23 protein-coding genes are annotated in these 25,035 nt (G+C 51.9%); 14 read left to right on the top strand and 9 right to left on the bottom strand.

What is annotated here, in order from left to right:
- Window positions 1-103 precede the first annotated feature (103 nt).
- Window positions 104-703 carry a DUF6101 family protein gene (locus PsAD5_RS22315; RefSeq protein ID WP_063293726.1) on the top strand — a complete coding sequence of 200 codons (600 nt, stop codon included), beginning with the start codon at window positions 104-106 and terminating at the stop codon, window positions 701-703.
- A gap of 5 nt (window positions 704-708) precedes the next feature.
- Here the strand turns inward: PsAD5_RS22315 and ubiA are convergent, their stop codons facing one another.
- On the bottom strand, window positions 709-1,653 hold the full coding sequence (ubiA, locus tag PsAD5_RS22310) for a 4-hydroxybenzoate octaprenyltransferase (RefSeq protein ID WP_063293725.1): 945 nt from the start codon (window positions 1,651-1,653) through the stop codon (window positions 709-711).
- Window positions 1,654-1,724: 71 nt separating this feature from the next.
- Window positions 1,725-2,213 carry a hypothetical protein gene (locus PsAD5_RS22305; RefSeq protein WP_063293724.1) on the bottom strand — a complete coding sequence of 163 codons (489 nt, stop codon included), beginning with the start codon at window positions 2,211-2,213 and terminating at the stop codon, window positions 1,725-1,727.
- A gap of 120 nt (window positions 2,214-2,333) precedes the next feature.
- Here PsAD5_RS22305 and purD point away from each other — a divergent pair, with 120 nt between their 5' ends.
- Window positions 2,334-3,614, top strand: a complete 1,281-nt coding sequence (gene purD / locus PsAD5_RS22300; RefSeq protein ID WP_063293723.1) for a phosphoribosylamine--glycine ligase — start codon at window positions 2,334-2,336, stop codon at window positions 3,612-3,614.
- A gap of 322 nt (window positions 3,615-3,936) precedes the next feature.
- On the opposite strand, the gene PsAD5_RS22295 is transcribed toward purD, so the two are convergent.
- Window positions 3,937-4,704 (bottom strand): helix-turn-helix transcriptional regulator, encoded by a 768-nt coding sequence (locus PsAD5_RS22295; protein WP_208981725.1) that lies wholly within the window; start codon window positions 4,702-4,704, stop codon window positions 3,937-3,939.
- A gap of 215 nt (window positions 4,705-4,919) precedes the next feature.
- On the opposite strand from PsAD5_RS22295, the gene PsAD5_RS22290 reads away from it, so the two are divergent.
- From PsAD5_RS22290 to PsAD5_RS22280, 3 genes are read left to right on the top strand one after another with little or no spacing between them, the layout of a single operon-like run.
- Window positions 4,920-5,765 (top strand): patatin-like phospholipase family protein, encoded by an 846-nt coding sequence (locus PsAD5_RS22290; protein ID WP_063293722.1) that lies wholly within the window; start codon window positions 4,920-4,922, stop codon window positions 5,763-5,765.
- Between the two features lie 30 nt (window positions 5,766-5,795).
- Entirely contained in the window at window positions 5,796-6,548 is a 753-nt protein-coding gene (fdhD, locus tag PsAD5_RS22285; RefSeq protein WP_063293844.1) for a formate dehydrogenase accessory sulfurtransferase FdhD, read from the top strand.
- Window positions 6,549-6,594: 46 nt separating this feature from the next.
- The gene (locus tag PsAD5_RS22280; RefSeq protein WP_063293721.1) at window positions 6,595-8,889 is read left to right on the top strand and encodes an FdhF/YdeP family oxidoreductase; all 2,295 of its coding nucleotides are present in this window, start codon (window positions 6,595-6,597) and stop codon (window positions 8,887-8,889) included.
- Window positions 8,890-9,088: 199 nt separating this feature from the next.
- Here PsAD5_RS22280 and PsAD5_RS22275 read toward each other — a convergent pair whose 3' ends face one another.
- A complete protein-coding gene (locus PsAD5_RS22275; RefSeq protein WP_063293720.1) occupies window positions 9,089-9,481 on the bottom strand; it encodes a DUF2147 domain-containing protein in 393 nt (130 codons plus the stop codon).
- A gap of 140 nt (window positions 9,482-9,621) precedes the next feature.
- A complete protein-coding gene (locus PsAD5_RS22270) occupies window positions 9,622-11,061 on the bottom strand; it encodes an aldehyde dehydrogenase family protein (RefSeq protein WP_063293719.1) in 1,440 nt (479 codons plus the stop codon).
- A 143-nt stretch (window positions 11,062-11,204) separates the two neighbouring features.
- On the opposite strand from PsAD5_RS22270, the gene PsAD5_RS22265 reads away from it, so the two are divergent.
- From PsAD5_RS22265 to PsAD5_RS22255, 3 genes are all read left to right on the top strand, one after another.
- A complete protein-coding gene (locus tag PsAD5_RS22265) occupies window positions 11,205-11,789 on the top strand; it encodes a class I SAM-dependent methyltransferase (RefSeq protein WP_063287183.1) in 585 nt (194 codons plus the stop codon).
- A 154-nt stretch (window positions 11,790-11,943) separates the two neighbouring features.
- Window positions 11,944-12,534, top strand: coding sequence for a TetR family transcriptional regulator (locus tag PsAD5_RS22260; protein ID WP_193776924.1), 591 nt, complete (start codon window positions 11,944-11,946; stop codon window positions 12,532-12,534).
- 504 nt (window positions 12,535-13,038) lie between these two features.
- A complete protein-coding gene (locus PsAD5_RS22255; protein ID WP_063293717.1) occupies window positions 13,039-13,482 on the top strand; it encodes a VOC family protein in 444 nt (147 codons plus the stop codon).
- 59 nt (window positions 13,483-13,541) lie between these two features.
- Here PsAD5_RS22255 and PsAD5_RS22250 read toward each other — a convergent pair whose 3' ends face one another.
- From PsAD5_RS22250 to PsAD5_RS22240, 3 genes are all read right to left on the bottom strand, one after another.
- Entirely contained in the window at window positions 13,542-14,651 is a 1,110-nt protein-coding gene (locus PsAD5_RS22250; RefSeq protein ID WP_082596673.1) for a PLP-dependent cysteine synthase family protein, read from the bottom strand.
- 211 nt (window positions 14,652-14,862) lie between these two features.
- Window positions 14,863-15,492, bottom strand: coding sequence for a MarC family protein (locus tag PsAD5_RS22245; protein WP_063293716.1), 630 nt, complete (start codon window positions 15,490-15,492; stop codon window positions 14,863-14,865).
- Window positions 15,493-15,620: 128 nt separating this feature from the next.
- Window positions 15,621-16,370: a helix-turn-helix domain-containing protein gene (locus PsAD5_RS22240; protein ID WP_063293715.1), complete on the bottom strand. Its 750-nt coding sequence runs from the start codon at window positions 16,368-16,370 to the stop codon at window positions 15,621-15,623.
- A 208-nt stretch (window positions 16,371-16,578) separates the two neighbouring features.
- Between PsAD5_RS22240 and yddG the strand changes: the two genes are divergently transcribed.
- The 3 genes from yddG (at window position 16,579) to PsAD5_RS22225 (ending at window position 19,017) form a co-directional block, all read left to right on the top strand.
- The gene (gene yddG, locus PsAD5_RS22235) at window positions 16,579-17,469 is read left to right on the top strand and encodes an aromatic amino acid exporter YddG (protein ID WP_057462249.1); all 891 of its coding nucleotides are present in this window, start codon (window positions 16,579-16,581) and stop codon (window positions 17,467-17,469) included.
- A gap of 81 nt (window positions 17,470-17,550) precedes the next feature.
- Window positions 17,551-18,135 (top strand): class I SAM-dependent DNA methyltransferase, encoded by a 585-nt coding sequence (locus PsAD5_RS22230; protein ID WP_057462248.1) that lies wholly within the window; start codon window positions 17,551-17,553, stop codon window positions 18,133-18,135.
- Between the two features lie 54 nt (window positions 18,136-18,189).
- Window positions 18,190-19,017 carry a hypothetical protein gene (locus PsAD5_RS22225; RefSeq protein WP_153041415.1) on the top strand — a complete coding sequence of 276 codons (828 nt, stop codon included), beginning with the start codon at window positions 18,190-18,192 and terminating at the stop codon, window positions 19,015-19,017.
- Here the strand turns inward: PsAD5_RS22225 and PsAD5_RS22220 are convergent.
- Window positions 18,986-19,417 (bottom strand): nucleoside deaminase, encoded by a 432-nt coding sequence (locus PsAD5_RS22220; RefSeq protein WP_057462247.1) that lies wholly within the window; start codon window positions 19,415-19,417, stop codon window positions 18,986-18,988. The two genes, PsAD5_RS22225 and PsAD5_RS22220, sit on opposite strands and share 32 nt — an antisense overlap.
- A gap of 510 nt (window positions 19,418-19,927) precedes the next feature.
- Here PsAD5_RS22220 and PsAD5_RS28710 point away from each other — a divergent pair.
- From PsAD5_RS28710 to PsAD5_RS22205, 3 genes are all read left to right on the top strand, one after another.
- Entirely contained in the window at window positions 19,928-22,252 is a 2,325-nt protein-coding gene (locus tag PsAD5_RS28710; protein WP_208988759.1) for a pseudouridine synthase, read from the top strand.
- The gene (gene rsmD, locus PsAD5_RS22210; RefSeq protein WP_063293714.1) at window positions 22,249-22,809 is read left to right on the top strand and encodes a 16S rRNA (guanine(966)-N(2))-methyltransferase RsmD; all 561 of its coding nucleotides are present in this window, start codon (window positions 22,249-22,251) and stop codon (window positions 22,807-22,809) included. Before PsAD5_RS28710 ends, rsmD begins: the two co-directional genes overlap by 4 nt.
- Window positions 22,810-23,643: 834 nt before the next feature.
- Entirely contained in the window at window positions 23,644-24,945 is a 1,302-nt protein-coding gene (locus PsAD5_RS22205) for a porin (RefSeq protein WP_063287172.1), read from the top strand.
- Window positions 24,946-25,035 lie beyond the last annotated feature (90 nt).

The raw sequence follows: 25,035 nt of genomic DNA, 5'->3' as shown, positions 1-25,035 counted from the left end.
CATTCGAATTAAGAACTTACGCAGATTCTACCCTGTAATTTTCCTCTAGTTTGAAAAGAAGATGAATTGAAACCTCCACACCTGTGGAGGGAGGGGCAGTTCCGTGATCAACTACAAATCGCAGTTTTTGGGCCTTGCGAGCAACGACAACCACATTAATCGTGTGAGTGTATCGCTGCCATTTCGCATTCAGGCGGACCTTCCTGACGATCTTCTTGAAACACCGGGTGTTAACAGATCCGATATTCGCATTGATCCGGACAAGGTGCTTATTCGCCGTGAGATGGGTGGGCTTCCGCTTACTTTAACGGTTCCGCTTGGATCTTACTCTGGTGTTGGAGCAAGAGCGACAGTCAGCGAGATCAGTGATGAGCTGGAGTATCAGGTCATTTTGCTGCATCGAGATCATGCTTTGAGCATTCCGCTTTATACCAGCACTGATATGGAGCTGACAGCGGATTATTGGGAAGCCTGGTCAGATGTTTTGGCACTGCCGCTGCTCATGATTGACAGCGATGGCACCTCCAAACTGGCGCGTCTTGGGCTTAACACGTGCTCCAACGGAGAGGCGCTGCCACGCAGAAAGCTTCGAGCGTTAACTGGACGACGTCCGCGTTTTCTTGTTGGCCGCGAAACAGGCAAGCCAACACGGTTGCAGAAGATATTTGCCAGCTCCCGCCGTTTCACATCTTTGCGGCGCTGAAACTCTTAAAGGTAATAGGCAGCAAGGCCGTCCAGCACCAATCCGATAAACAAGATCAAGCCGAAGGTTGAGTTGGACTTGAAGAGCTGAAGGCATTGGTCGCCATCATCTATGTCCAACACGCGGATCTGGTTCAGCAAGTGAAATGCACCGAGCGCCAATCCGGCAAATGCAAGCGGGCCACTGCCTGCTGCAATGAAGGCTCCTGCAAACAGAACAACTGTTGCGCCATAAAGAATGACCAGAGCCTGACGGGTTTTTTCGCCAAACAATCGCGCTGTTGAGCGCACGCCGACCAAAGCGTCGTCCTCTTTATCCTGATGGGCGTAGATGGTGTCGTAGCCGATTGTCCAGAGGATACCCCCGCAATACAACAGAACTGGCGCCAGTGACAGGCTGCCAAATACAGCTGCCCATCCCATCAGTGCCCCCCAAGAAAACGCCAGACCAAGCACGAACTGAGGCCAGTCGGTGATGCGTTTCATGAATGGGTAGGCGGCAACAATTGCCAGAGAGGATATGCCCAGGACTATGGTGAAGGTGTTGAACTGCAGCAATACGACCAACCCGGCGAGCGCCTGCAACGCCATAAAGATTTTGGCTTGTTTGCTGGAGACCTGACCAGAGGGGATTGGGCGAGAGCGTGTGCGTTCGACCTTATCGTCAATATCTTTATCGACGATGTCGTTGTAGGTGCACCCTGCCCCACGCATTGCCACTGCACCGATAAACATCAGCACTGCGTACCAGATGTTTGGAATGGCAGCTCCTGCCGCATTGGATGCAAGGGCTAACGACCACAAACACGGCCACATAAGCAGGTACCAGCCGATTGGCCGCTCCCACCTCGCAAGACGGGCAAAAGGACGAAGGCCTGGTGGCAAGCGCGTATCAACCCAATGACGCTTTACAGCATCTGCAACTGGACCAGTGTCTTTGGTATTGAACATTGCCACCTCACCGTCATGTCTGGAGCTTATCTGCGTTCGTTTCCCTTCACACAGCAAGTTCCAAGTTCGCTTTAAAAGCTGAGAGGGAATTCCTCTTCGTAGTGAATTGTCTTTTCCAACAGATCAACACTTTGCGTCAAGAAGCCAAATTCCTCGAAGAACTGTTTTCTGGTCTTTCGCTCTGGTCTCTTCAGCGAAACTTCCATTTTAACGACAGACTTTTGTGCCAGATCATCCTCCAATGCCTGCAGCACAGGAGGTAACAGTCGCTCGATCCCTTCCATTGGAGCGAGCGCCACCTGCTCTATGAACCCGACTTTGCCACCGGCCCGGACACTGTACCGGTAGCTTACAAGCACAAACCCAAGGCTTTTTCCCGAGCTTCTGATCAACCATGCCTGCCCTGCACTTGGGTCAACCAGCAACCTGCGTGCGGTTTCTTCCAGTGAACGAACCGGCTCTGAAAGGGTGTCTTGCTCTCCCCATTTTGCCAGCAGCTCGAAGAATTCATTCATAAACAGTGGTGTAACCAGCAACAGTTCGACTGATGGACGGGGCATTTTGGTCTCTCCAGAGCTGTTGTTCGTTTACTGTGAGCCATACTCATGCTACAGGCTGCATCACATCCTAGACGCACAACTGGGGAACCTGTTCCCTTCTTATTTTCAGGGTCTACTTCAATGAATATTCTGCTGATCGGTTCTGGCGGGCGTGAACATGCGCTGGCATGGTCTCTGGCGAAATCTCCGGTGCTGAACGAACTGTTTGTTGCCCCGGGCAATGCAGGCATCGAGCAATTTGCCAAGTGTATTGCACTGGACCCGACTGATCATCGCAGTGTTATCGAGTTCTGCCGCCTCCACGACATCAATTTTGTTGTAATTGGCCCGGAAGCTCCACTGGTTGATGGCCTGTCTGACAGTCTTACCCATGCTGGCCTGCGTGTGTTTGGTCCTTCTTCTGCTGCTGCCCAGCTGGAAGGGTCCAAAGGCTTCACCAAGGACATGTGCTCCCGCGCAAATGTACCAACCGCTGCATATGGCCGGTTTGACAATGCCGAGGCTGCCAAGTCCTACATTCGTGAGCAAGGCGCTCCGATCGTGGTGAAGGCAGATGGCCTTGCTGCAGGTAAGGGCGTCATCATGGCCATGAACGAGCAGGAAGCACTCGATGCAGTCGATAGCTGCTTTGACGGTGCCTTCGGCGCTGCTGGTGCAGAAGTGGTTGTTGAAGAATTCCTTGAAGGCGAAGAAGCCAGCTTCTTTGTTCTCTCAGACGGTAAAAATGCTCTCCCGCTGGCGACAGCACAGGATCACAAACGAGCATTCGATGGTGATGAAGGCCCGAATACTGGCGGCATGGGTGCTTACTCCCCTGCCCCTGTGATGACCGAGGAGATGATGGACCGGGTGATGAGAGAGATCATCCACCCAACCATTGCAGACATGAAAGCGCAGGGTTGCCCGTTCAAAGGCGTGCTTTATGCGGGTCTGATGATCACCAAGGACGGTCCGAAGCTGATTGAGTATAACGTGCGCTTTGGCGATCCGGAATGTCAGGTTCTGATGATGCGCCTGAAGACTGATCTGTTGCCGATTCTGCTTGGCTGCGCTGAAGGGACATTGGATCTGGTGGATGCGGAATGGCACACAGATCCTGCGATCACTGTTGTGATGGCGACCAAGGGCTATCCGGGTTCCTATGAGAAGTTGAGTGAGATCAAAGGTCTGGTAGAAGCTGCAGCTGATCCAGACGTAGAGATCTTCCACGCAGGCACCGTGGTTGCTGATGAGAAACTGCTGTCCAATGGTGGCCGTGTTCTGAACATCACAGCGCGGGCGGCGACTGTTTCTCAAGCGCGTGAAAAAGCATATGCGGCTGTTGAGAGGATCGACTGGCCGGGCGGGTTCTACCGCAAAGATATTGGCTGGCGTGCTGTTGAGCGTGAACAGCAGGACTGATCCGCTCTTTTGCAGGACTAGACCTATTTACAAAGGGCGGCTTTTCAAGCCGCTCTTTTTTTTGTGCCGAATGAATTTAATTGCCAAAAAAAATCCTCCGAAGCGAACTTCGGAGGAGTTATATTTATCTACACTTTCAGTCGGACAACGACAGCCTGTGTCCAACCAACAGATCAAATTGATAAACTACCACAAACAACTGCACGAGGCGAAAAGTTGCCATGCAGGAGCTAAAGTGCAACCTCTAGCAATTTTGATTATGCATAAATGCACAACTCATAACAATGGGGGATTTTCCCTGATGCCTTAAAGTTGCAAAGGCCTAGGGCGAAAGCAACTGAAAGGTCATAGCACGAGCAACGGCATGCGTCCGGTTCGTCACTCGCAGCTTTTTGCAGGCCCGTTTGATGTGATGTTCTACGGTTTTCTCTGAGAGATTCAGGATGTGGGCGATCTCTTTATTTGCCCTCCCCGCCGTCAACCACAGCAGACATTCATGCTCTCTCGGCGTGAACCCGAAGAACTCACTCAGGGTTTCAGGTTCTTGCGCGTAGGTATGGAAAAGTTGCACCGCCCCTTTCAGGATCGGGTACTTTGCCGTCATCTGTGCATCAAAGCCGAGCTGTGTCCGTTCACAGGAGGCAAAGCTGGCACCACCGACCAAATGCTTGTTGGAGCAATCCACCGGAATGGTCACACCGAACTTCAGACCTGCTGAGCGGACATCATGGAAGAAGCCTTCATCAATCTTTCCGGTTGGTCTGACGGTATAATCGGTCCAAAGCTGATCGGCTTTCTTGCCGCTGAGCAGATGATCCATACCAGGGTCTTTGAAGTAGTAATGATGGCTGTTGTAATGATCGACCCAATCATCTGCGTGATTGGACAGGCAAATCGGTTGCCGGTCTTCTACACGGCCTTCGATTTTGGGCACGATGATGTAGGCGCCTTTTTCAAAGCCCAATCTTTCAGCAAAACTGGTAAGCTCTTCCCAGCGGCTTTGCAGGGACGAACAGTTCCATAGATCTTGAGAAAACTGCAGTAGATTTCGATCAAAGCCTGCCGGATAACCCATGGAATAGTTCATCATTTACACCGCAAGATTGGAGCCTTGCTTCATATCAACCAGCCAAGTTGTGCGCTTAACTGCCACCAAATCAATTGATATGTTTGCCCCAGTGCCCATCTATTGTTTATCTATGTTCGTCATTCATGATTATCACGTTATTTCTCTCGGTTTTCAATTGGAAAGCAAGCGAGAGCACCTATATTTTTAATGAGAGTTATTAAAGGATCAGGCTTTCAATGAGCACTCCCAAGATTGGCCTTGCCCTTGGTGGCGGAGGCGCCCGTGGTCTCTCCCATATCCCGGTTTTGCAAGCTCTTGATGACATGGGCATCACACCTCATGCCATTACTGGTACCTCCATCGGCGCTTTGATTGGTGCAGGATATGCAGGTGGCGTGAGTGGAGACGCGCTTGAGGCATATACTCTTGAAACACTTGGTGAGTGGAAGAAGGTGCTCAGCAAACTGGTTGAAGTGAGCATGCCCAAACGCTTTGCAGACTTGCTTGGTGGTAAATCCAGCATTGGCCAGTTTGATTCCAAACGTGTGCTGGAAGTCTTTGTGGGGGATGTGCTCAAAACCGACTTCTCCGAGCTTTCCATTCCATTTCAAGCCATTGCTGCGGATTACTATAAGGCAGAGGAAGTGCGTTTTTCAGAGGGTAGTCTAGTGGATGCTGTCTCAGCCAGTATCGCCATTCCGTTTGTCTTCCGGCCTGTGCACCTAAACGACACGGTGCTCATTGATGGCGGCGTTGTTAACCCGCTGCCTTTTGATGTGCTGCCCAGCGATTGTGACATCGTGATTGCAGTGGATGTTGTGGGCACACCCAAACGAGATGAAAAACGCGGGTTTCCCAGTGCAACGGAAAGCGTGTTTGGTGCGACCCAGATCCTCATGCGGACCATTTCTCAGGAAAAATTGAAAATACGGGCACCTGATCTTTCGATCTTCCCAAACATTAAGCAATATCAAGTGCTTGATTTTTTGAAGGCACGAGAAATATTGGAGGATAGCGCCGGGCTTCGTGATGAGGTAAAGGTTGAGCTTGACCAAAAGATCGAGAACTACCTAATCTCTTGATAAGAAGAATAGAAAGAAGTGGAGTCTGGGTTGTCTATTCTGGACCCTGAGTGGCAAACACCGATTGCTGAAAGCAGAAAACTTCCTCCAGAAGTCCCCATTGCGGTGACGTTGAATGGAGAAGGGTTTGCTGTGTTTATGGCCACGCCCAGAGACCTTGAAGACTTTGCTGTTGGCTTTGCCATCAGCGAGTCGATTGTGTCCTCCATTAATGATGTGCACTCGATCAACCTCAATGAGCACGGTGAGGAAGGCATCAGCGTCAATCTGGATATAGACGATGAGCTGTTCTTCACCGCTTTGAAGCGCAAGCGCCTGCTAACAGGAACGTCTGGCTGTGGCCTGTGCGGGCTTGATAGCATTCGTGCGGCCTTACGTGCCCTCACCCCGCTTGCCCAACAGCCTGCTCCCAAAACCGAGAGCATTGGGGCCATGTTTGAAGCGATGCAATCCAAGCAAACGCTCAATGGTATTTATGGCGGTGGTTTGCATGCGGCTGCGGTGTGTTGTGGTGATAAGATACTGGCAGTGCGCGAAGATATTGGCCGGCACAACGCCATGGACAAAGCTCTTGGGGCTGGCGTGCGCAGCGGCGAACCCGTTGATCTGGTCATCACAACGAGCCGGTGCAGCTCTGATCTGGTGCAAAAAGCAGTCAGCGCCCGCGTGGGGACACTTGCAGTCATGGCGACGCCCAGCGATCTGGCTGTCAAGTTAGCACAAGAGAATTGTTTAAATCTATTTAGTTGCAACCGTGGATACAGCTTCACACGCTACAGCTAGCGACTCATCAAGTTCGTGGGCGTTCTAAGAGCCTGAGGAGTCCGGCGTGTCCGACACTATTATTGCAAAGAAATCAACAGCTCCCGCTGGTGGCTGGGGTGCCGTGTGGAGCTGTGGTCAGGCTCTGTTGCAAAACACGTCGCTTACTTCAGGAATCCAGACAGTTTTAAAAACAAACCAGCCTGACGGTTTTATTGGCCCTGGCTGTGCATGGGTTGACCCTGAAAAGACCTCGCCCATCGAATTTTGTGAAAACGGCGTTAAAGCTGTTGCTGCCGAGATGACGGATAAGAGGATCACAGACTCCTTTTTTCAGGAATACACGGTTTCTGAATTGCAGACCTTCTCCGACATTGATCTTGAGGATCAAGGCCGTCTGACAGCTCCGCTGCGCTACAACAGAATAACTGACCGCTATAACGAAATCAGTTGGGCTGAGGCCTTCAAGGAAATTGGTGCAGAACTGCGGGGCATCAAAGACCCCAAAGAAGTCGTGTTTTACACCTCCGGACACGCAAGTAACGAAGCTGCCTTTCTCTATCAGCTGTTCGGGCGTGTTTATGGCTCCACAAACTTCCCGTCCAGCTCCAACATGTGCCATGAAGCCAGTGGTATTGCGCTTGAAGAAGCGATCGGCAGCGGGCTGGCCACCGTTCGTCTGGAAGACTTCTCCAAAGCTGATGCCATCTTTGTTTTTGGCCACAATCCGGGCTCGACTGACCCGCGGATGTTGCCGGTGTTACGCGCAGCCACCCAGCGCGGCGCGCATGTGGTGTCCTTTAACCCGCTCAAAGAGCGCGGACTGGAACGCTACGCAGACCCCAAGAACCAACTGGAGATGATGCGGTTTGGTTCTGCACCTGTGGCGAGCCATTTTTTCACCCCGAAGCTGGGCGGTGACATGGCGGCTGTGCGCGGCATGGTGAAGACCATTCTGGCATGGGACTATGAGCGGATACTCACCCATAGCCATGTTGACCGGGTGTTTATTGAAGAGAATTGCAACGGGTTTGAGAGCTATGAAAAAGCGCTTGAACTGACGCCTTGGAAAGAGATTGAGGACCAGTCTGGCCTCTCCCGCGACGAGATTGAAAGAGCAGCTGCGATTTATGTGCAGGCAGATCGCCCGATCATTACGTGGGGTACAGGGATCAGCCAGCACAAACACTCTGTTGCAACAATCCGCGAGATCATGAACCTATTGTTCATTCGCGGAAACGTTGGCAAGCCGGGGGCTGGTGCTTGCCCTATGCCGGGCCATGCGAACACCCAGGGTATTCGCCGTATGGGCATTACCTCTGACCCTTCAGAGGAGTTTCTGACCTCTTTGCAGCAAGCCTTTGAGTTTGAACCGCCGATGGATGCCGGTGTTGATGCTGTTGAGTCCATCAAGATGATGGATGAGGGCAAGCTGCGGGTCTTCATGAGCCTTGGAGGCAATTTTACCCGCTCTGCGCCGGACACAAACCTGACAGAGGAAGCGATACGCAAATGCCGCCTGACGGTGAGCATAGCAACCAAGCTGAACCGTAGTCATCTGATGACAGGTGCCCTCTCCTATATTCTGCCTAGTCTGGGCCGCACTGAATACGACGACCAGCGTTCTGGTGAGCAGATGGTCACCGTGGAGGATTCACTCTCCAGAATCCATGGATCTACTGGTGTAAATCCGCCAGCCTCTGATCTTTTGATGTCAGAACCTGCGATTATTGCCGGATTGGCCAGAGCGACCCTTGGCAACAAGGTGGTCAACTGGACGCATTACATAGAGAACTATGATCGCATTCGGGAAAAGATTGAGGAAGTGCTGCCTGAGTTTGCCGGGTTTAACGGCCAGGTGCGAACGCCGGGCGGATTTTATCTGAGTAATCCGATTGTCGACCGAAGATGGGCAACAAAGTCCGGCAAAGCAGAGTTTTCCGGCTACTCCCTTCCCCTTGCGACTTCGGCACAGCAAACTGCTAGAGCCCCCAAGCTCACGTTTACCTTGCAGAGCCTTCGATCCAACGATCAGTTCAACACCACCGTTTACACACTCAACGACCGTTACCGAGGTATCTCTGGCGGGCGCAAAGTGGTGTTCATGAACCCAATCGACATGCGACGGGCGGGTGTTTCCAAGGGTGAAAAGGTTGATATCGGGACGGTGAGCGAAGATGGCCGCAATCGGCGTGCCCTCGATTTTCAGGTGGTGCCCTACGACATGCCACAGGGCTGCATTGCCTCTTACTTCCCGGAGGTGAATGTCCTTATACCCGTTTACTCCGTAGGCGACCAGTCCGGCACCCCAACGAGCAAGGCTATTCCGGTGTCACTGTCAAAATCTCGTCGTCGGGGGTGATTTTTCTGTTTTGACTGTCAGAGTTTGTTGAACTGCCTATCGTAAGCATGGCTTTGACAATCTGCCCATGCGTCTTTGTCATGGCGTTTCGTAGGAGGAATGAGCGTATGTGCTCTTCACACCATTCCCCCTACAAGCTTGCAATTGCTTGAATAAGTTAGGCAGTCGCAAGTTGTGAGGTGGAGATGCAATCTCCAAACTACTCAGTTCGGTTCCATTTTTGACCTGCGCAAATGAACATCACGCAGCCCGACACTTTTAGCTGGCTGCCAAGCATGTCCATTTTCCCGTTATAGGTCTTGCCATCAAAAACACGCCAGAATTTTCCATCACGATATTTACCGCCCGGCTTAGGGGTCATATCCCAAAGAATTGTCTTGCCGATATTGCCGTCATTTACCGGAGTTCCATCTTCTTCGAAAAGTCGCAAAAGCGTTCCACACATCTTGTCGCCACATTGCCCAATTTTGACATGGCTGTATCGGCCTTCATCCAGCCCAGTTTCCCAAACGCCGATTGCCGGATCTGCCGCTATAGCTATGCTTGACGACATGGTGAGCGCCGTCAGACAAGAGAGCATGAGAGTTTTCATGTGTGTATTCCCTTTCAAATTTTAGGTTTTTAAAAAGTTTTGTTGATCGCGAACCTGCGCTTAGGCAAGGGACAGCCCGAGTGGTCTGCCCAATCTCCGAAGTAACTATTCTTGGCTTGAAAAGTTAAGCTTTGAGAGCTTCAAGAGGTCTCAGTCAGGCCAACTCTGGAGAGCAGCATTTTTCGGGCTCGGCTCCCTGAGAGTGGCGGCAAGAAGTTGGTCGAGAACCGTCTGACTAACCCTTGCTCGAGCACGCTTTTGGGATTGGAGAAAGCCTTGAAACCAACCTTCCCTCCCTTGTAACGGCCCATGCCACTGTTCCCGACACCGCCAAAGCCCATGGTGTGCGAACCGGCATGGATGAGGAAGTCATTGACCGTCACGCCGCCAGCGCTTGTTTCAGATAAGATCCGATCAATGCTGGCACGGTCATTGCCATGAATGTAGAGGGCCAGAGGTTTCTCTTTGCTATTAATAATCGCAAGGGCATCTTCCAGTGTCCTGTAGCTAAGAACTGGCAAGATAGGGCCGAAGATCTCTTCCTTTGATAGCATCAGGTCAGGCTTGGGGTTGGCCACAAGCGTAAGAGGAAATTTTCGACTCTCGAGATCAGGCAGAGCTTCTCCTTCAGGGATAATCTCACGAATACGAGCGCCGCTTTCCCGCGCCTCTTCAATGTAAGAGTTCAACCGCTTAAAAGATGCCTCTCCAACGACAGCGGTATACTGCGGATTTTTCAGTACTGTCGGATAGATAGAGTGGGCCTCTTCTTCCAACAAGTTCAGAAATGTTTCGAACTGGGCTTCTGGCACCAGTGCATAGTCTCCAGCTATGCAAACTTGCCCACCATTCATGAGGCGCGTTTTTACTGTTTTGCGCGCGACAGAACGCAAATCAGCATCTTCCATAACCAGCACTGGAGACTTGCCACCAAGTTCCAGAAGGACTGGTGTCAGGTTCTTGGCTGCCGCTGCCATGATGTGACGAGCTGTTGTTGCCCCGCCGGTGAAGACCAGCTTATCCCACGGCAATGAAGAGAGGAACTTTGCCACGTCAACATCACCGGTAACGACAGCAATTTCAGATGGATCAAAGTATTTTGCCACGAGCCTCGTCATCAAAGCTCCGGTTTCAGGCATGATTTCCGGGAAACGCATCATGACCGTGTTGCCCGCAGCAATGGCGTCGATAGCCGGGTCAAAGGCCAGTGTAATTGGTGCATTGAAGGGAGATATGACCCCAACCACGCCCAAAGGCTCATGGAGGATGTAGGAGCGTTGACCCAAGAGGCGCATGAACCCGTCTGATTGGCGTTCCGGTTTCATCCAGGCTTTCAAGTTTTTGCGAACGATTTTGACATTTTCAAGCGGTGAATAGACGTCCCCCATGAACGCCACATCAGGATCACGAGTACCGAAATCGGCCTGCAACGCCTGCACCATTGCCGGATAATTTTCGCGGAACAGAGACTCGATACGCCCCAACCGGTCCATTCGCGTTTCAAATGAAACTGACTTCGATGAGGCATAGTTTCTTTTTTGCAAGTCAAAGACCTGCTGAACCTGCTCAATTTTATTCATCGGTTGCACCTGACCCTCTTTAATTCCGCCGGAAGTCGTTCTTTATTGACTAGTAAAGACTGATAGTCTCTTATATAAAAGACCATCGGTTCTTTTCAAGTCAATTATTTTCTCCTGAAATGCCTAGATTGAGGAATGAAGGTATGTCTCAAACATTCAAACAGAAGTCTGATTGTGTGTTGTTTTCGGAAAACTGGTTGGAAGCTCCCCTGCGCACAGGAGCGGTATTGCCAAGCTCTTCGGAGTTAGCCAGAGCTATGGTCTTTGCCTCTGCCATCAAACCTGGCGCCCGGGTACTTGAAATTGGTCCCGGCACAGGCTGCGTCACGCGTGCGCTGTTGAATGCAGGTGTTGAAGAAAAAGATTTAACGCTGATTGAGTTGTCGAAATCATTTACTGAAGGGTTATCCAGGGACTTCCCAGCAGCTATTTTGTTGCAACAGGATGCTTACCAGACACTCAAAAATCTTTCTCATGGGAAGACGCAATTTGACGCCGTTGTTTCAAGCCTGCCTCAATTTGTTTACCCGAAAGAAAAACGCGAACAGTTTCGTGATCATTGCCTTGAAGTTCTCAAGCCAGGTGGACGATTAGTGCAGTTTACCTATTCAACAATCTCACCTATTCCAAAGCGAAAAGGTGTTCAGGCCATCAGGTCACGACGTGTCTGGAAAAATATCCCTCCTGCAGTCGTATGGGCCTATCAACCCACTTACGCTGCACCCTAAGCTACTTTTTGAGTGATTGATGGGGTAAGAGCTACATCCCATCAAGGCTTGGGTTAGATTTGGCGATAAAGGCGAGCTATTCGGAGAAACCATGGACTTCAAGCGAGCACGCAAGGATGAGCAGAAAGCTGCTCGACGCGAAAACATCCTCAAAATGGCGAAGGAACTATGCTCTCAAAAGGGCGTGATGAATTGGTCGCTCAACGAACTCGGCAAACACGCAGCGGTAAACAAATCTAATCTTTATCGCTATTTTGGGAGCCGCGAAGAAATCCTTATGACTTTGATGCATGAGGAAATGTGCTTGTTTGTAGATAATTTTCAAAACAATGTTTCTCAACGAACCGTCTCAATTGAGGACCTTAGCAAGATTATAACTGATCAATATTGTGAGCAGCCATTCTTGTGCGAGCTACTTTGTATTTCCGCATCATTTTTGGAACACAACACCCATTTGGAAGCCATCAAAAAGATCAAGCTGCAAGGCTTGGGGCTTTATGAAAGAGTTGCGACCAATATTGCAGAGGCAATGAATGATAGTAGCAAGGAAGACGGCCAGAAAATTGCTTTCACGTCCGCCCTGCTGGTTTCAGGTCTGTGGCCAATGGCCAGTCCATCAAATCCAATAAGAGAGCTTTCTCAGTTTGAAGGCCTTGAATGGCTCAACCTCTCATTTCGAGATGAGCTATTTGACGCGATCTACACATACATCATCGGACTACAAGCAAAGAAAAGCAGACTGTAGGAGAAACACTCAAAAGCGCGAGGAAGTCGCAGAAAGCGGCCCACACTTTTGCGCACCTACAAACGCAACCAATATTGCATCCAGGCTAAGATACCCACGAGTTGGCTCAACTATCCAAAATCTTATGAGTTGGATAGCTCCACTGCTTTCATCTCAGATGCACGCAGGACCTTTCTCGTGCACAAGCGAGTGTCATGAGCAGCAATGATGTACCCGACAAGCTCTGTACTTCGGTCAAGCCTCTCAGAAGGCTTGGGCTGACCTTTCCTTAAAATCACATTGGCAAGAATTAAAAAGGACTTATCAGGGGTGAGCCAACCTCTCTGCTCGCAGATTAGATGCGAGTTGAACTCCGTGCCCAAACCGCATCCCCTCTTCCTTCCCTGGGGAACATGCTTGGGACCGTGGCACTATCAAAGTTCTCGGGTCAAAAGAGGTGATGTTGACAATTGCCGTTATGTACATAAAGTATAGTTACTATATTTAAATCATAAAGGAGAAACTATGTCGTTTAATTCGCTGCAGAATACAGTCACGATCATGCGCAGGCTTGCACTGGCCTTTGTTGCCTCTTTGGCATTCACGAGTATTGTCTCGGCAGAACCGTTCCAAGAGGTGACTATCGGTGTCCCGGTGCCTTCATTGGCAGAAGCAGAGGTGTGGTATGCCAAGTTTCTTGGTCCTGATACCGAAGTGATCAGACCAGTCCCAGGCATCGTGGAGTTTAAGGTTGCACCGGGTGTTTGGCTTCAGGTCTTCGAGGCAGATGACGCGCAATCAACTGGCGCCATCGTCCGTTTTCTGGTGGACGATATGGCAACTTCGCAACAAGCACGATCTGAAGTGAACATCGACACTGGTGAAGCAGTCGAAATACCAGAGGTCGTTACATATTCGGAGTTTGCCGATCCTTCTGGCAATGCTTTAGGGTTCTACGATCTGCCTTGATGGTGCAGCAAGTACGCTGGTGACGTTGGTACTAGCGTATTTTCCAGAGTTAAACCGCGCTAGATCCCATCGATTTCAGCGAAGTCTATGAGTTTGTGCATGTAGGGTAAGAGGTCCAGATTTTTGCTGGCCACCCAGTTGTCGTCGTAAAGAGTGTCCAGATAACGCTCTCCGCTGTCGCAGATGAGGGTGACGATGGAGCCTTCCTGATCGTTTTCCATCATCTCCTTGGCCAATGCGAGCGCACCATAAAGGTTTGTGCCTGTTGAGCCGCCGCATTTGCGCAGAATAACCCCTTCCAGCCATCTGATTGTCGCGATACTCGCTGCATCCGGGATGTCGATCATTCTGTCAATTACATCCGGCATGAAGGAGGGTTCTACTCGTGGTCTGCCGATCCCCTCAATCAGTGAGGGTTTGTTCCTGACGATGCTTTTGTCTCTGTTTCTGTAATATTCATGAAACACGGAGTTCTCGGGATCTACGACACAGAGCTGTGTTTTGGGGTAATCCTGCGTGTGCAGCCGAATGTATCGGCCAATGGTGGCTGTTGTCCCGCCTGTTCCGGCACTCATGACAATCCATTTGGGTGCGGGGAAGCGTTCTAGCTCCATTTGGGAGAACAGACTCTGGGCTATGTTGTTGTTTCCGCGCCAATCTGTTGCCCGCTCCGCATAGGTAAACTGGTCCACGTAATGGCCGCCCAGTCCTTTTGCCAATCGCGCCGCTTCCTTATAGATCTGATAGGGTTCTACCAGATGCACCTCACCGCCCAGCGCTTCGATTTCCCTAATCTTTCCCGTCGCCGTGGCTTTGGGAGCGATTGCGACGAAGGGATTTCCGATCAGCCGTGCAAAATACGCTTCTGAGATCGCGGTTGAACCTGAGGAGGATTCCACGATTGGTGTCCCTTCCCTGATCCAGCCATTACAGATGCCGTATAAGAAGAGCGAGCGTGCTAACCTGTGCTTGAGGCTTCCGCTTGGGTGGGTGCTTTCGTCTTTCAGGTAAAGATCAATCCCCGCCTTGGTGAGCTTGGGAATGTTCAGTTTGATGAGGTGTGTGTCAGCCGAGCGGTTGTAATCTGCCTCAATGTTCTGGATGGCCTGCAGCGCCCATGCTCTGCTAGAGGGGTTTCTGTGGTTGGTATGGCTGTTGAACTCCAGCATGAAAACACCTGACTCGCCGTTGCTTCAGCATGCCCTGCTCGCGGCGTGCTTCTTTGGGGCAAGTATAGCTGGCGCTTGGATCGCAGCATGCGCGGATCGCTGCCGTATAAAACAGAGAGTAAAGCCGCTGGTGAAAATGAGAGGGTTTTGAACGAGCAAGGCCCACCGGAGCGGGCCTTGCATGCTTTGCTCATAGCGAAGCGATATTTCCTCAGCTTGCCAGTGCCGGGATCATGCCTATGACGCCTTCAGCGAGCATGCCCATGGCGATTGCGGCGAGCACCATGCCCATGAGGCGGGTTACGACGCCCATACCTGACTCGCCGAGCTTGTTTGCAATGGGTTTTGAAACAGAGAACAAGAGACCGGTGAACAGCGCAAGCCCAACCGCTGCGATGGATAGATCAATCTTGGCCCAGATCCCAGAATGACGCTCAGCGGCGACAATGGCTGTTGCAATGGCGCCTGGTCCGGCAACGATTGGAATGGCAAGTGGGACGACGGCGATGTGGTTCTGCTCTGCTGCGGAGGCTGCTTCCTGCGGGGTTTGGCGGTGGCTGTTGTCACTGCGCAACATGGAGAGGGCGATCAGTAGGACAATCACGCCGCCAGCAGCACGCAGTTCGTGGACGGTTATGCCGAAGAACTTGAGAAGAATGCCACCTGTCCAGGTGACAGTGAGGAGCGTCAGGGCGATTGCACCTGCGCAGGTCCACGCGATGCGCCGTGCGGTGGCGGCATCCCTGTCGGCGGTCATACCCGCGAAAACGCCCGTGTTTCCAATGGGGTTCATCATGGAGAAAAGCGCAGCAATGTAGGTGATCAGAGCCGTTTCGGTCATTATATGCTTTCTGTTGTTTGCTTTGCACGTAGGGGGATATTGAGCAAAGCATGCAACATACTGATCGACGTAAAAGCATACAACTTAAAGGATTTTAATAGTTGCAGGATCTTGTAATCGAGGGAGTGCTAGCTGTGGCTGGCTTTTGAGGCCCAGTATTGGGCTCTGTATTGCGAGGGTGTCAGGCCGAAGTGTTTTTTGAAGATGTTGGTGAAGGATGAGGCGTTTTCATAGCCAATCTGGAAGGCGATGGTTGCGATAGATTGATCGGTTGATCTGAGCAGGGCCAGTGCTTTGTCCAGACGCATCTCCAGCTGGAGTTGTTTTGGGGATTTGCCGTAGGAGGCTTTGAGTTTCTTTTGCAGGCTGCTGACTGAATAGCCGCCCTCTTTCGCGATATCCGAGATCTTGTTGTGAGTGGGCAGCTGCTCTTTTACGCTCTGTAGTCGCTGTGTGATTGCGTTTTGATCTATGAAATCTGCACTTCGGCCTGTTGCCAGTTCAAGGGCTGTGTTCAGGATGGAGGCAGCGCCGTTTGCGTCTACTTCAAACGTGTCTGTGAGCGAGGCGACGAAGTTGAGGTACTTCAGTGCGAGCGGTGAGAGCTCCTGATGGCTGTCGCATGCGTTGCGGAAGAACTGAGAGATGGCCGCTCTGTCGCTGACATCGATGATCAGGAAGCGGCTGCCGGCGGTGGTTTCGCTGTCGTGCAGGGTTTCTGGCGCGATGAGGCCGACGGAACCGACTGTCAGTTGCTTGAAGTGGCCGCCAATTTCAATCTGCATTTCGCCCTTTAACGGAACAACAGCCTGCGCGAACGCGTGGTGATGTCCGAGTTCCAGCCGGTCATATTCACGGATGACAGCTTGATAGGGCATGACTTCGTTCCAGATCTCCACTCTTGGTCCAAAAGCTTGTTTAAGAGGACTGCTGGCTCAGGGATACCGCGGTCTTTCGAAAATCTCAAAAAGAAAATCTATTTCCTGTTTTGCCTAATTCGAATATGCAGGAAATGAGGCAGGATCTGGCCGGTTTCGTTGGAACCTCCAGCGATGTGATGGCCTCAGTCTTCAAGCGGAATTTTAAATGTTACAGAACCAATCAGCTGGCAAGGTCAGCGCTGCGACCTCGATCGGGAGTATCTCCATTGTTTTATGGGGCACGCTTGCTGTGCTGACCAAGTTGACCGGTGATCAGTTTCCGCCGTTCCAGCTGCTGGCCATGACATTTACGGTGGCGACGCTCACACTCTCCGGCAAGCTGTTGACGGGAAAGGCTGATGTGCGTTCCGCCTTCAAGCTGCCTCTGTCTGGCTGGTTGCTTGGTGTTGGCGGATTGTTTGGGTTCCATGCGCTGTACTTTGTTGCTTTGCAGAATGCGCCTGCTGTTGAGGCAGGACTGATTGCCTACATCTGGCCGCTGCTCATTGTATTGTTCTCTGCCCTGTTGCCGGGAGAAACCATTACAAGGTGGCATGTTGGCGGCGCTCTTGTCGCTCTTGCTGGCTATTGGGTTTTGCTTGGCTGGGACAGTTCAGCAGGCAATCTGCAATGGGAGTATGTTGTTGGCTATGTGGCGGCGGCTGGTTGTGCGTTGATCTGGTCCAGCTATTCTGTTTTGAGCCGACTGATCAAGAACACCTCTTCCGATGCCGTGATCGGCTATTGTGCTTTAACTGCTGTGTTTGGATGGCTCGCACACTTTCTCTGGGAGACCACCGCCGTTCCTCAGGACCTCACCCAAATCATCGCTGTGATTGGTCTGGGGTTGGGGCCCGTGGGCATTGCCTTTTACACGTGGGACTTTGGCGTGAAGCACGGCAACGTGCAGCTGCTCGGCGTCCTCGCTTATGGCGCGCCCTTAATCTCGACGCTTCTGCTGATCGCGTTTGGAGAAGGCACTCTTGCCGCTAACATCGTAATCGCAGCACTGGCGATTGCAGGAGGGTCCTTGATCGCGGCGAAAAGAGCGGCCTGACATTCAGGCCAAATTTCGCTGCATTTCTGGCACTATCATTCTCCGATACTCGAATCGCAAGGCTTTTCAATAGGATGTTTTATGAGCAATAATAGTATTAAGTTTTATCAGGATAATGCCAGCGAGTATGCGACGCACAAGAACCTGCCTAACTCCATGCTGTTTCCATTCCTCAAACACTGTAAAGCAGGCGGACGCATCCTGGAGCTTGGAACGGGTGCGGGTGTTGATGCCCTAGCCATTCTTGAAGCAGGCTTTGAGCTTGATGCGACTGATGGCTCATCAGAGTTGGCAACTCTGGCGACCCAACGGCTTGGTCAGGAAGTCAAGGTCATGATGTTTAACGAGCTGGCTGCAACGAATACCTATGATGGCGTATATGCTTGTGCCTCGCTGACACATGCCTTGAGAGAGGATCTGCCTTCTATCTTCGAGAAGATCTATCGCGCTTTGGTCTCAGGAGGTTCAGTATGGGCCAGCTTCAAAGTGGGCACTCATGATGGCACTGACAGCTTTGGCCGCTACTACAACTACATCTCAAAAGAAGAGCTGAATACCCTTTGGAAACAGGCTGGCCCTTGGTCTTCTATAGCCTATGAGAGTTGGGAGGGCAGCGGGTTCGACAAAGCTCCCACCAGTTGGGTCGCGATTACTGCTTCCAAGTGATTATTGAAGCACGACCGTTGTTGAGACGCGGTTCGGTTGAGCTTGCAGGAGACCATGGAGAATTTCCAAACCATAGCACCAAACGTGAGGTCAGTTGGGCAACTTTCTGCCGCTGACAAGCACGGAATACTGCCCGTCATTGGCCAAGCTCCCGAAGAACCATTGCTAAGTGAGTTAGCCAGTGTTGCAGAAGAACTTCACACTCAGTTGGGCGAACAGTTTCACAGTCTGGCTCTTCGCGGCTCAGCCTCTCGGAAAACCTTTGTCAAAGGCGTTTCAGATGTAGACTTGATCATCTTTGCTCAAAGTCCAGAAGTTCCAAATCTGTTTCCAAGCCATTGGATCACTCAGACATCAGATATCGATTTGGAATGGATCAAGCCTGAAGATTTTCTGCTTTCAACCAAGTATCGCTGGCTGAGGTTCTCACTCAGTTTTTCGGGATATTGCTTTGGACCTCAAAATATTCTGAATAAGCTGCCTGCCCCATCTCTTGGACCGCACGCGATCGCCCACCTTCATGGAGCCCACAAATGGGCTGCGTTCTGGCGAACTCATTTCGATGACGCTCAAACCGATGCTGAGCGCAAACGCGTATGCAGCTGGTTGATGAAGCGAGTTATCCGCTCACTGTTTGAAGCAGAAATGTTAGCCTTGAATGTTTACTCCCGAGATATCTTCCCATGCGCAAACATCGCCTCCTCTGCCTTTCCGCAGTATTCGTCGATGATCTGGCGAGCTGCAGAACTTGCGATAGCACCGTCTTCTGAGTTTCAAAGCATCTCTGAAGTTGCCGAGACCTTGCTTCCGTTCCTGCTCAAGTTACAAACAGAGCAAAGGTTGGGATGCCTCAATCCCGCTTCCCCTGGAAGAACGTTTTGAGCATGGCGGCTGAATCTGTTTCGGCCAGGCCGGAGTAGACGTCGGGGGTGTGGTGGCAGGTTGGGGAGGAGTAGAAGCGGACGCCGTGGTCTACGCCGCCGCCTTTGGCATCCCCTGCCCCATAATAGAGCCTGCGGATGCGGGCGAAAGAGATGGCAGCGGCGCACATTGGACATGGTTCCAGCGTGACGTAGAGGTCGCAACCTTCCAACCGCTGGGAGCTGAGCCGCTTTCCGGCTTCGCGAATGGCAAGCACTTCTGCGTGGGCGGTGGGGTCATTCAGCTCCAATGTGCGGTTGCCCGCAGAGGATAAGACACTTCCATCTTTTACAACAACACAGCCAATGGGGACTTCGCCGCGCATTTCTGCTGCGCGCGCTTCCTCCAATGCCAGATCCATAAAAGTAGAGTTCAATGTGGGCGTCTTCATGGGGCCCAAGCTAGTGCGTATTGCTAAAAAGTGGAAGCAAGATTTGGATAAAGACACGCAAAAACAAGAGATAAAGCAGTTTAACAAGAGCTAGACCTATGCGACGTGCAAATGTTCTGATCACTCAAGCTGTCATCATTTATGAAAGTGTCAGGTGAGTCTGAGCCAACAAAATCAGAAAAAAAATCGAGAGTCTGCTTTTGCCCCTTTGCCAACTGGCGCCTCTTAGGTTATGACCGGGATAGAGCACGCCCGCGTTTTGAATGCATCCACGCGTCGCGCTCCGTTTTCTTATTATGAGTGAATTCTTATCGTCTGGTTCTCTGCAATCAAACGGAACGCGCTCTAACGACATTCGAATATTGTGTGGCATCTGGCAGACTGCTGGGCAGCCAAGGCGGTGACGCCTATGCGAGCTCATCCAGTGTATCTGATCAGAGTGTAGAAAGTTAAAGGCCCCGGTTCGCCGGGCAAGAGCCAATGAAAAACAGCGGTAAAAAACCATCTAGCTCCCCCCGCAAATCTGGCGAGCAGACCAAAAAATCCTCCGGCGACAAAAAACCAAATCAGACAGTCACCGTTGCAGGCGAACGTATTGCCAAGGCAATGGCACGTGCTGGTCTGTGCTCTCGCCGTGATGCAGAAACATGGATTGAAGCTGGCCGTGTCAGCGTCAACGGCACCGTGCTGGAAACACCAGCTTTTACCGTTACCCAGAAAGACAAGGTTGTCGTTGATGGCAAACCTCTGCCAACCCGTGAGCGGACGCGCCTTTGGCTGTTCCACAAACCACGTGGCACAGTAACCACGAATAAAGACCCTGAGGGTCGTAAAACTGTTTTTGACATCCTGCCTGCTGACATGCCACGCGTTGTGACTGTTGGCCGTCTCGACATCAACACCGAAGGTCTGCTGCTGCTGACCAATGATGGTGGCCTTTCCCGCGTGATTGAATTGCCTGCAACTGGCTGGCTGCGCCGCTACCGCGTGCGCGCCTACGGCAAGGTGACTCAAGAGCAGCTGGATGCCCTGAAAGACGGTGTTGCCATTGACGGTGTTCTTTATGGCGCTATTGAAGCGACACTGGACACAGAAAAAGGCGACAACGTTTGGCTGACCATTGGCCTGCGTGAAGGCAAGAACCGCGAAGTTAAGCGGATTCTTGAGCATCTTGACCTTTCCGTGAACCGCCTGATCCGCATTTCCTTTGGTCCGTTCCAGCTGGGCGACCTTGGTGACAGTGAACTGCAGGAAATCCGTGGCCGTGTGCTTCAAGACCAGCTGGGCGAACGCCTTGTTACTGAAGCTGACCTGGACTTTGACGCTCCTATCGTCAACCAGATGGATACCCGGACCAGCAAACAAGCCGAACTGAAGAAGAGAAAGAAATCTTCTGGTGGTGCCGGTGGTGGCTGGATCAGCGCAAAAGATGCTGCTGCTGTTCTTGCTAAGAACAAGAGTAAACCACTGCGCCATGGCAGCGACCAGAAAGATAGTGGTGGTGAACGCTCTGAACAGAACCCGTTTGGTGACCGTAAGCGCGTTGGTGTGAAACCAACCTTTGGTGACCGCAAGCCTTCTGAAGATCGTGGTGAGCGTAAATCCTTTGGCGACCGTGATCGCGGTGATCGTGACCGTGGCGATCGTGATCGTGGTGAACGCAAGTCATTCGGTGATCGTGACCGTGGCGATCGCAAGCCATTTGGTGATCGTGACCGCGGCGACCGCAAATCATTCGGCGATCGTGACCGTCAGGCTGGACCTTCCCGCTTTGGCAGCAACGAGCGTGGTGGTTACATCAAGCCGCGCCGCGTGTTCAGCGCAGACGGCAGCGTAGATACATACACTCCAAGTTTTGATGAGGACGAAGGCAGAACCGCTGCGAAGCGTAAGCCGGAAGAGCGTCGTTTTGGCACCCGCACCAAGCGTGGTGACTTCGATTTGGCTCATGGCGGCACAAAACGTTCAGCTGAGGCCGACGCTCCAAAACGTGACGGTGGTCGCGGTGGTGACTTTAACCCTGCAGACAATGCGCGTTATTCTGGCGATACCGGTCCAACACCGGGTGAGCGCCGCTTCTCCAACCGTCGCTCCCGCGATGATGCGCCTTCTGATGAAAAGCGTGGTGGTTTCAATAAAGGACCACGTGGCGATAAGCGCGAAGGCGGTCGCGATGGTGGTCGTGACGGCGAAAAGCGCGGCTTTAGCAAAGGCCCTCGCGAAGGTGGCCGTGATGGCGGTAAGCCAAGCTTCAGCAAAGGCCCTCGTGAAGGTGGCCGTGATGGTGGCAAGCCAAGCTTCAGCAAAGGCCCTCGCGAAGGTGGCCGTGATGGTGGCAAGCCAAGCTTCAGCAAAGGCCCTCGTCGTGAAGGTGGCCGTGATGGCGGCAAGCCAAGCTTCAGCAAAGGCCCTCGTGAAGGTGGCCGTGATGGCGGCAAGCCGAGCTTCAGCAAAGGCCCTCGTGAAGGTGGTCGTGACGGCGGTAAGCTAAGCTTTAGCAAGGGCCCTCGTGAAGGTGGTCGTGATGGCGGCAAGCCAAGCTTTAGCAAAGGCCCACGTGAAGGTGGTCGTGATGGCGGTAAGCCGAGCTTTAGCAAAGGTCCTCGCGAAGGTGGCCGTGATGGCGGTAAGCCGAGCTTTAGCAAAGGTCCTCGCGAAGGTGGCCGTGATGGCGGTAAGCCAAGCTTCAGCAAAGGCCCTCGTGGCGGCGGCAAGAGCTTTGGCGGCGATAAAGCGCGTGGTGGTCGCCCAGGTGGTGATCGCTCTGGCGCGCCTCGTGGAAACAAAGGCGGCAGAAAATCGTGAGAATTGTTGCTGGACGCTTTCGGGGAACTGCTCTCGCTACGCCCAAGACACAAAACACACGGCCTACCAGTGACCGGATGAGAGAGACCATTTTTAATGTGCTCGCTCATTCCTATGACAATCCGGTTCAGGATGCGCGCGTTCTGGACCTGTTTGCAGGGACCGGTGCTCTTGGTCTGGAAGCGATGAGCCGTGGTGGCAAGTACTGCGTCTTTGTTGAAGAGGCCGTTGAGCCGCGTGGTCTGATCCGCCGGAATGTGGAGACCACAGGACTGATGGGCGCCACAAAGATCTTGCGACGTGATGCGACATCTTTAGGGGAAGCGGGAACCATTGCCCCGTTCGACCTGGTGTTCCTGGATCCGCCCTACCGCAACGAGCTCGGCGAGAAGGCTCTGTCCAGTGCCGTAGCTGGTGGCTGGCTCAATAAAGGCTCTCTTTGCATCTGGGAAGAAGATGCGAGCGTTTCTCCAGTGATCCCTGACGGGTTTGAAGGGCTGGATGTGCGCCATGCGGGCGACAGTCAGATCCTCATTCTCAGGTATCTCGGCGTGTAGCCCAGAGCGACCCTATATATAAAGAGTAGAAGAAGGCCTTTCCGAAGTGGTTTCGGGAAGGCCTTTTTTGTTGCCCTCCCCTCTGCGCGCTGGATAGAGGACCGCCGCGATGTGTGAGTGCGCTCGATGATGGCGCAGGTGGATGAGGACTATGGGCAGAGGTCAGCTTGGGGTCTTCAGCCAAACTGATTGAAGCGGATCGTTGCTGCCCGGAGTTCTGAGGTGATGGCACCGTGTTGTGGCGGAGGATCTGGTCCGGTGTGGGTGGGCTGGAGGATGCATTGGCCCTCTGCCTCCTGAAAAACAGAGATTTGCGGGATTGAGGTTCACAGTTCGCATAGCAGCGCGTCAGTCCTCAAAAGAACGCAAACTTCCCCAAAACAACGCAAAATTCGAATACTTGTAAATACTATCACTATACTTATCATGGAGCATTACAACTCCCTGATACGGACCTCATTTGTGTCTATGATTCGAATGACGCAGCTTGCATAGGAAAAAAGGCCGCAAATCTGCGTAATGATTTTTTAACGAACAATAACAATGGCTTAATTCGATAAAGAGCACCCCTAAAATGCGTTTGTTACATCTACCTAGTTTGAGATAAAAGCGTTGCAGGAATGAAACAGCGGTTTCGATTAGCTTGATAACTCTAGGTTATTTTTGGAGTTATTATTGCATCAACAAGCATGTGCTGGCATCAATTGCTGCAGGGAATTCGCGTACACAACAATAAAATTAGTTTTGCTTAGGCAGCATTTGGGCCGCCTTAAGTAGTTTTGTCAATAAACCTTGTTTGAGGAGTGGGTTTCTACCCGATTTAGGAGTCGAATTATGCGCCACTTTACAACTAGCGCCGCAGCAGCGCTTATGATGAGTGCCACTCCGGTCCTTGCAGCCGATCTTCCCGTTGCACCGGAGCCCGTAGAATATGTCCAGATTTGTGACGCCTACGGTACTGGATATTTTTATATTCCAGGCACAGATACCTGTTTGAGAATTCGCGGTCGTGTTCGTGCAGAATACCGTTTCAACAACTTTGGGGCGGCCCCAAGCGACTGGTCTGAGCGGACAAGAAATTCAACATCCACTCGTGCACGTGGCTACCTCCGCATGGACGCCCGAACTCAAACAGAATACGGCTTGCTTCGTGCTTACATTGATTTGTTCGGAACAGTCGACACACCTGGCTTTATTCAGGATGACAGCTCTGTTCCTAACGTGAACAACCCAGTCGGCTCTTTTGGGGTTGAACAGGACAACACTGTTATGACGCTTGATTATGCGTTCGTACAGTTTGGCGGTATGACCATCGGTCGTGCACAGTCCTTCTATGACTTCTGGACCGGTTATGCCTACGGTGCGATCACCACCGTTGCGTATTCTGACCAAAACCTCTGGCTTGCTGGTTATACCTTCGATTTAGGTAACGGCTTGTCCACCAGCTGGTCTGTGGAAGACAGAACAGCTCGCCAGCAGAACCTCTTTACTGGTGAATATCTTGACTCAACCGGATTTAACCAAGGCTACGGCGGCATGCGCTTCCCTGACCTTGTTGCTAACATCCGACTTGATCAGGGTTGGGGTTCCGCACAGATCATGGGTGCTCTAACTGAGATCCGTTATCTTGAATCTTATCCTTCTGGTTTGCTCGGCTGGGCCGTCGGTGGTGGTTTTGAATTTGACCTACCATTCTTCACTAGCACGCTCTCCGGCTTCCAGGGTGTTGTTCAGGCAACCTTCTCACAGGGTGCGCTTGGTTACGTAAACAGTGACTGGCAGAACGTAGTCTGGGATGCGACCTCACTTACAGACGGAGAAGACGGAATTGCAACCGGTTGGTCCATCGCATGGGGTTTCCAAGCTGACTTCTCTCCTGAGTGGAACGCAGCAATTCAGGCTTCTTTTGCTAACGCTCGCTCCAAGTTCCTTTGGAACCAAAACCAGTGGGATGTTGTCGGTAAGGTTGGCTGGACACCAGTTAGCGGCTTCGAAATCGGTACTGAAGTTGCCTATCGAAACGTAGCGAATGGGAACCTTTACCCCGATAACTCTACTAACGGCGGTAACCCAACTCGCCCACTCGGCCAACAGGATATCATCTCAGTCCTGCTCCGTGTTCAACGGGACTTCTGAGGCCACATGTCAGAACCCATCGATTACCTAGTGTAATCGAGAATACGAACTGGAAGAGGCGGATCATTGATCCGCCTCTTCTGGTTTTTG

Source organism: Pseudovibrio sp. Ad5 (assembly GCF_001623095.1).
Classification (GTDB): Bacteria; Pseudomonadota; Alphaproteobacteria; order Rhizobiales; family Stappiaceae; genus Pseudovibrio.
This window is presented reverse-complemented; position numbering and strand designations above follow the sequence as displayed.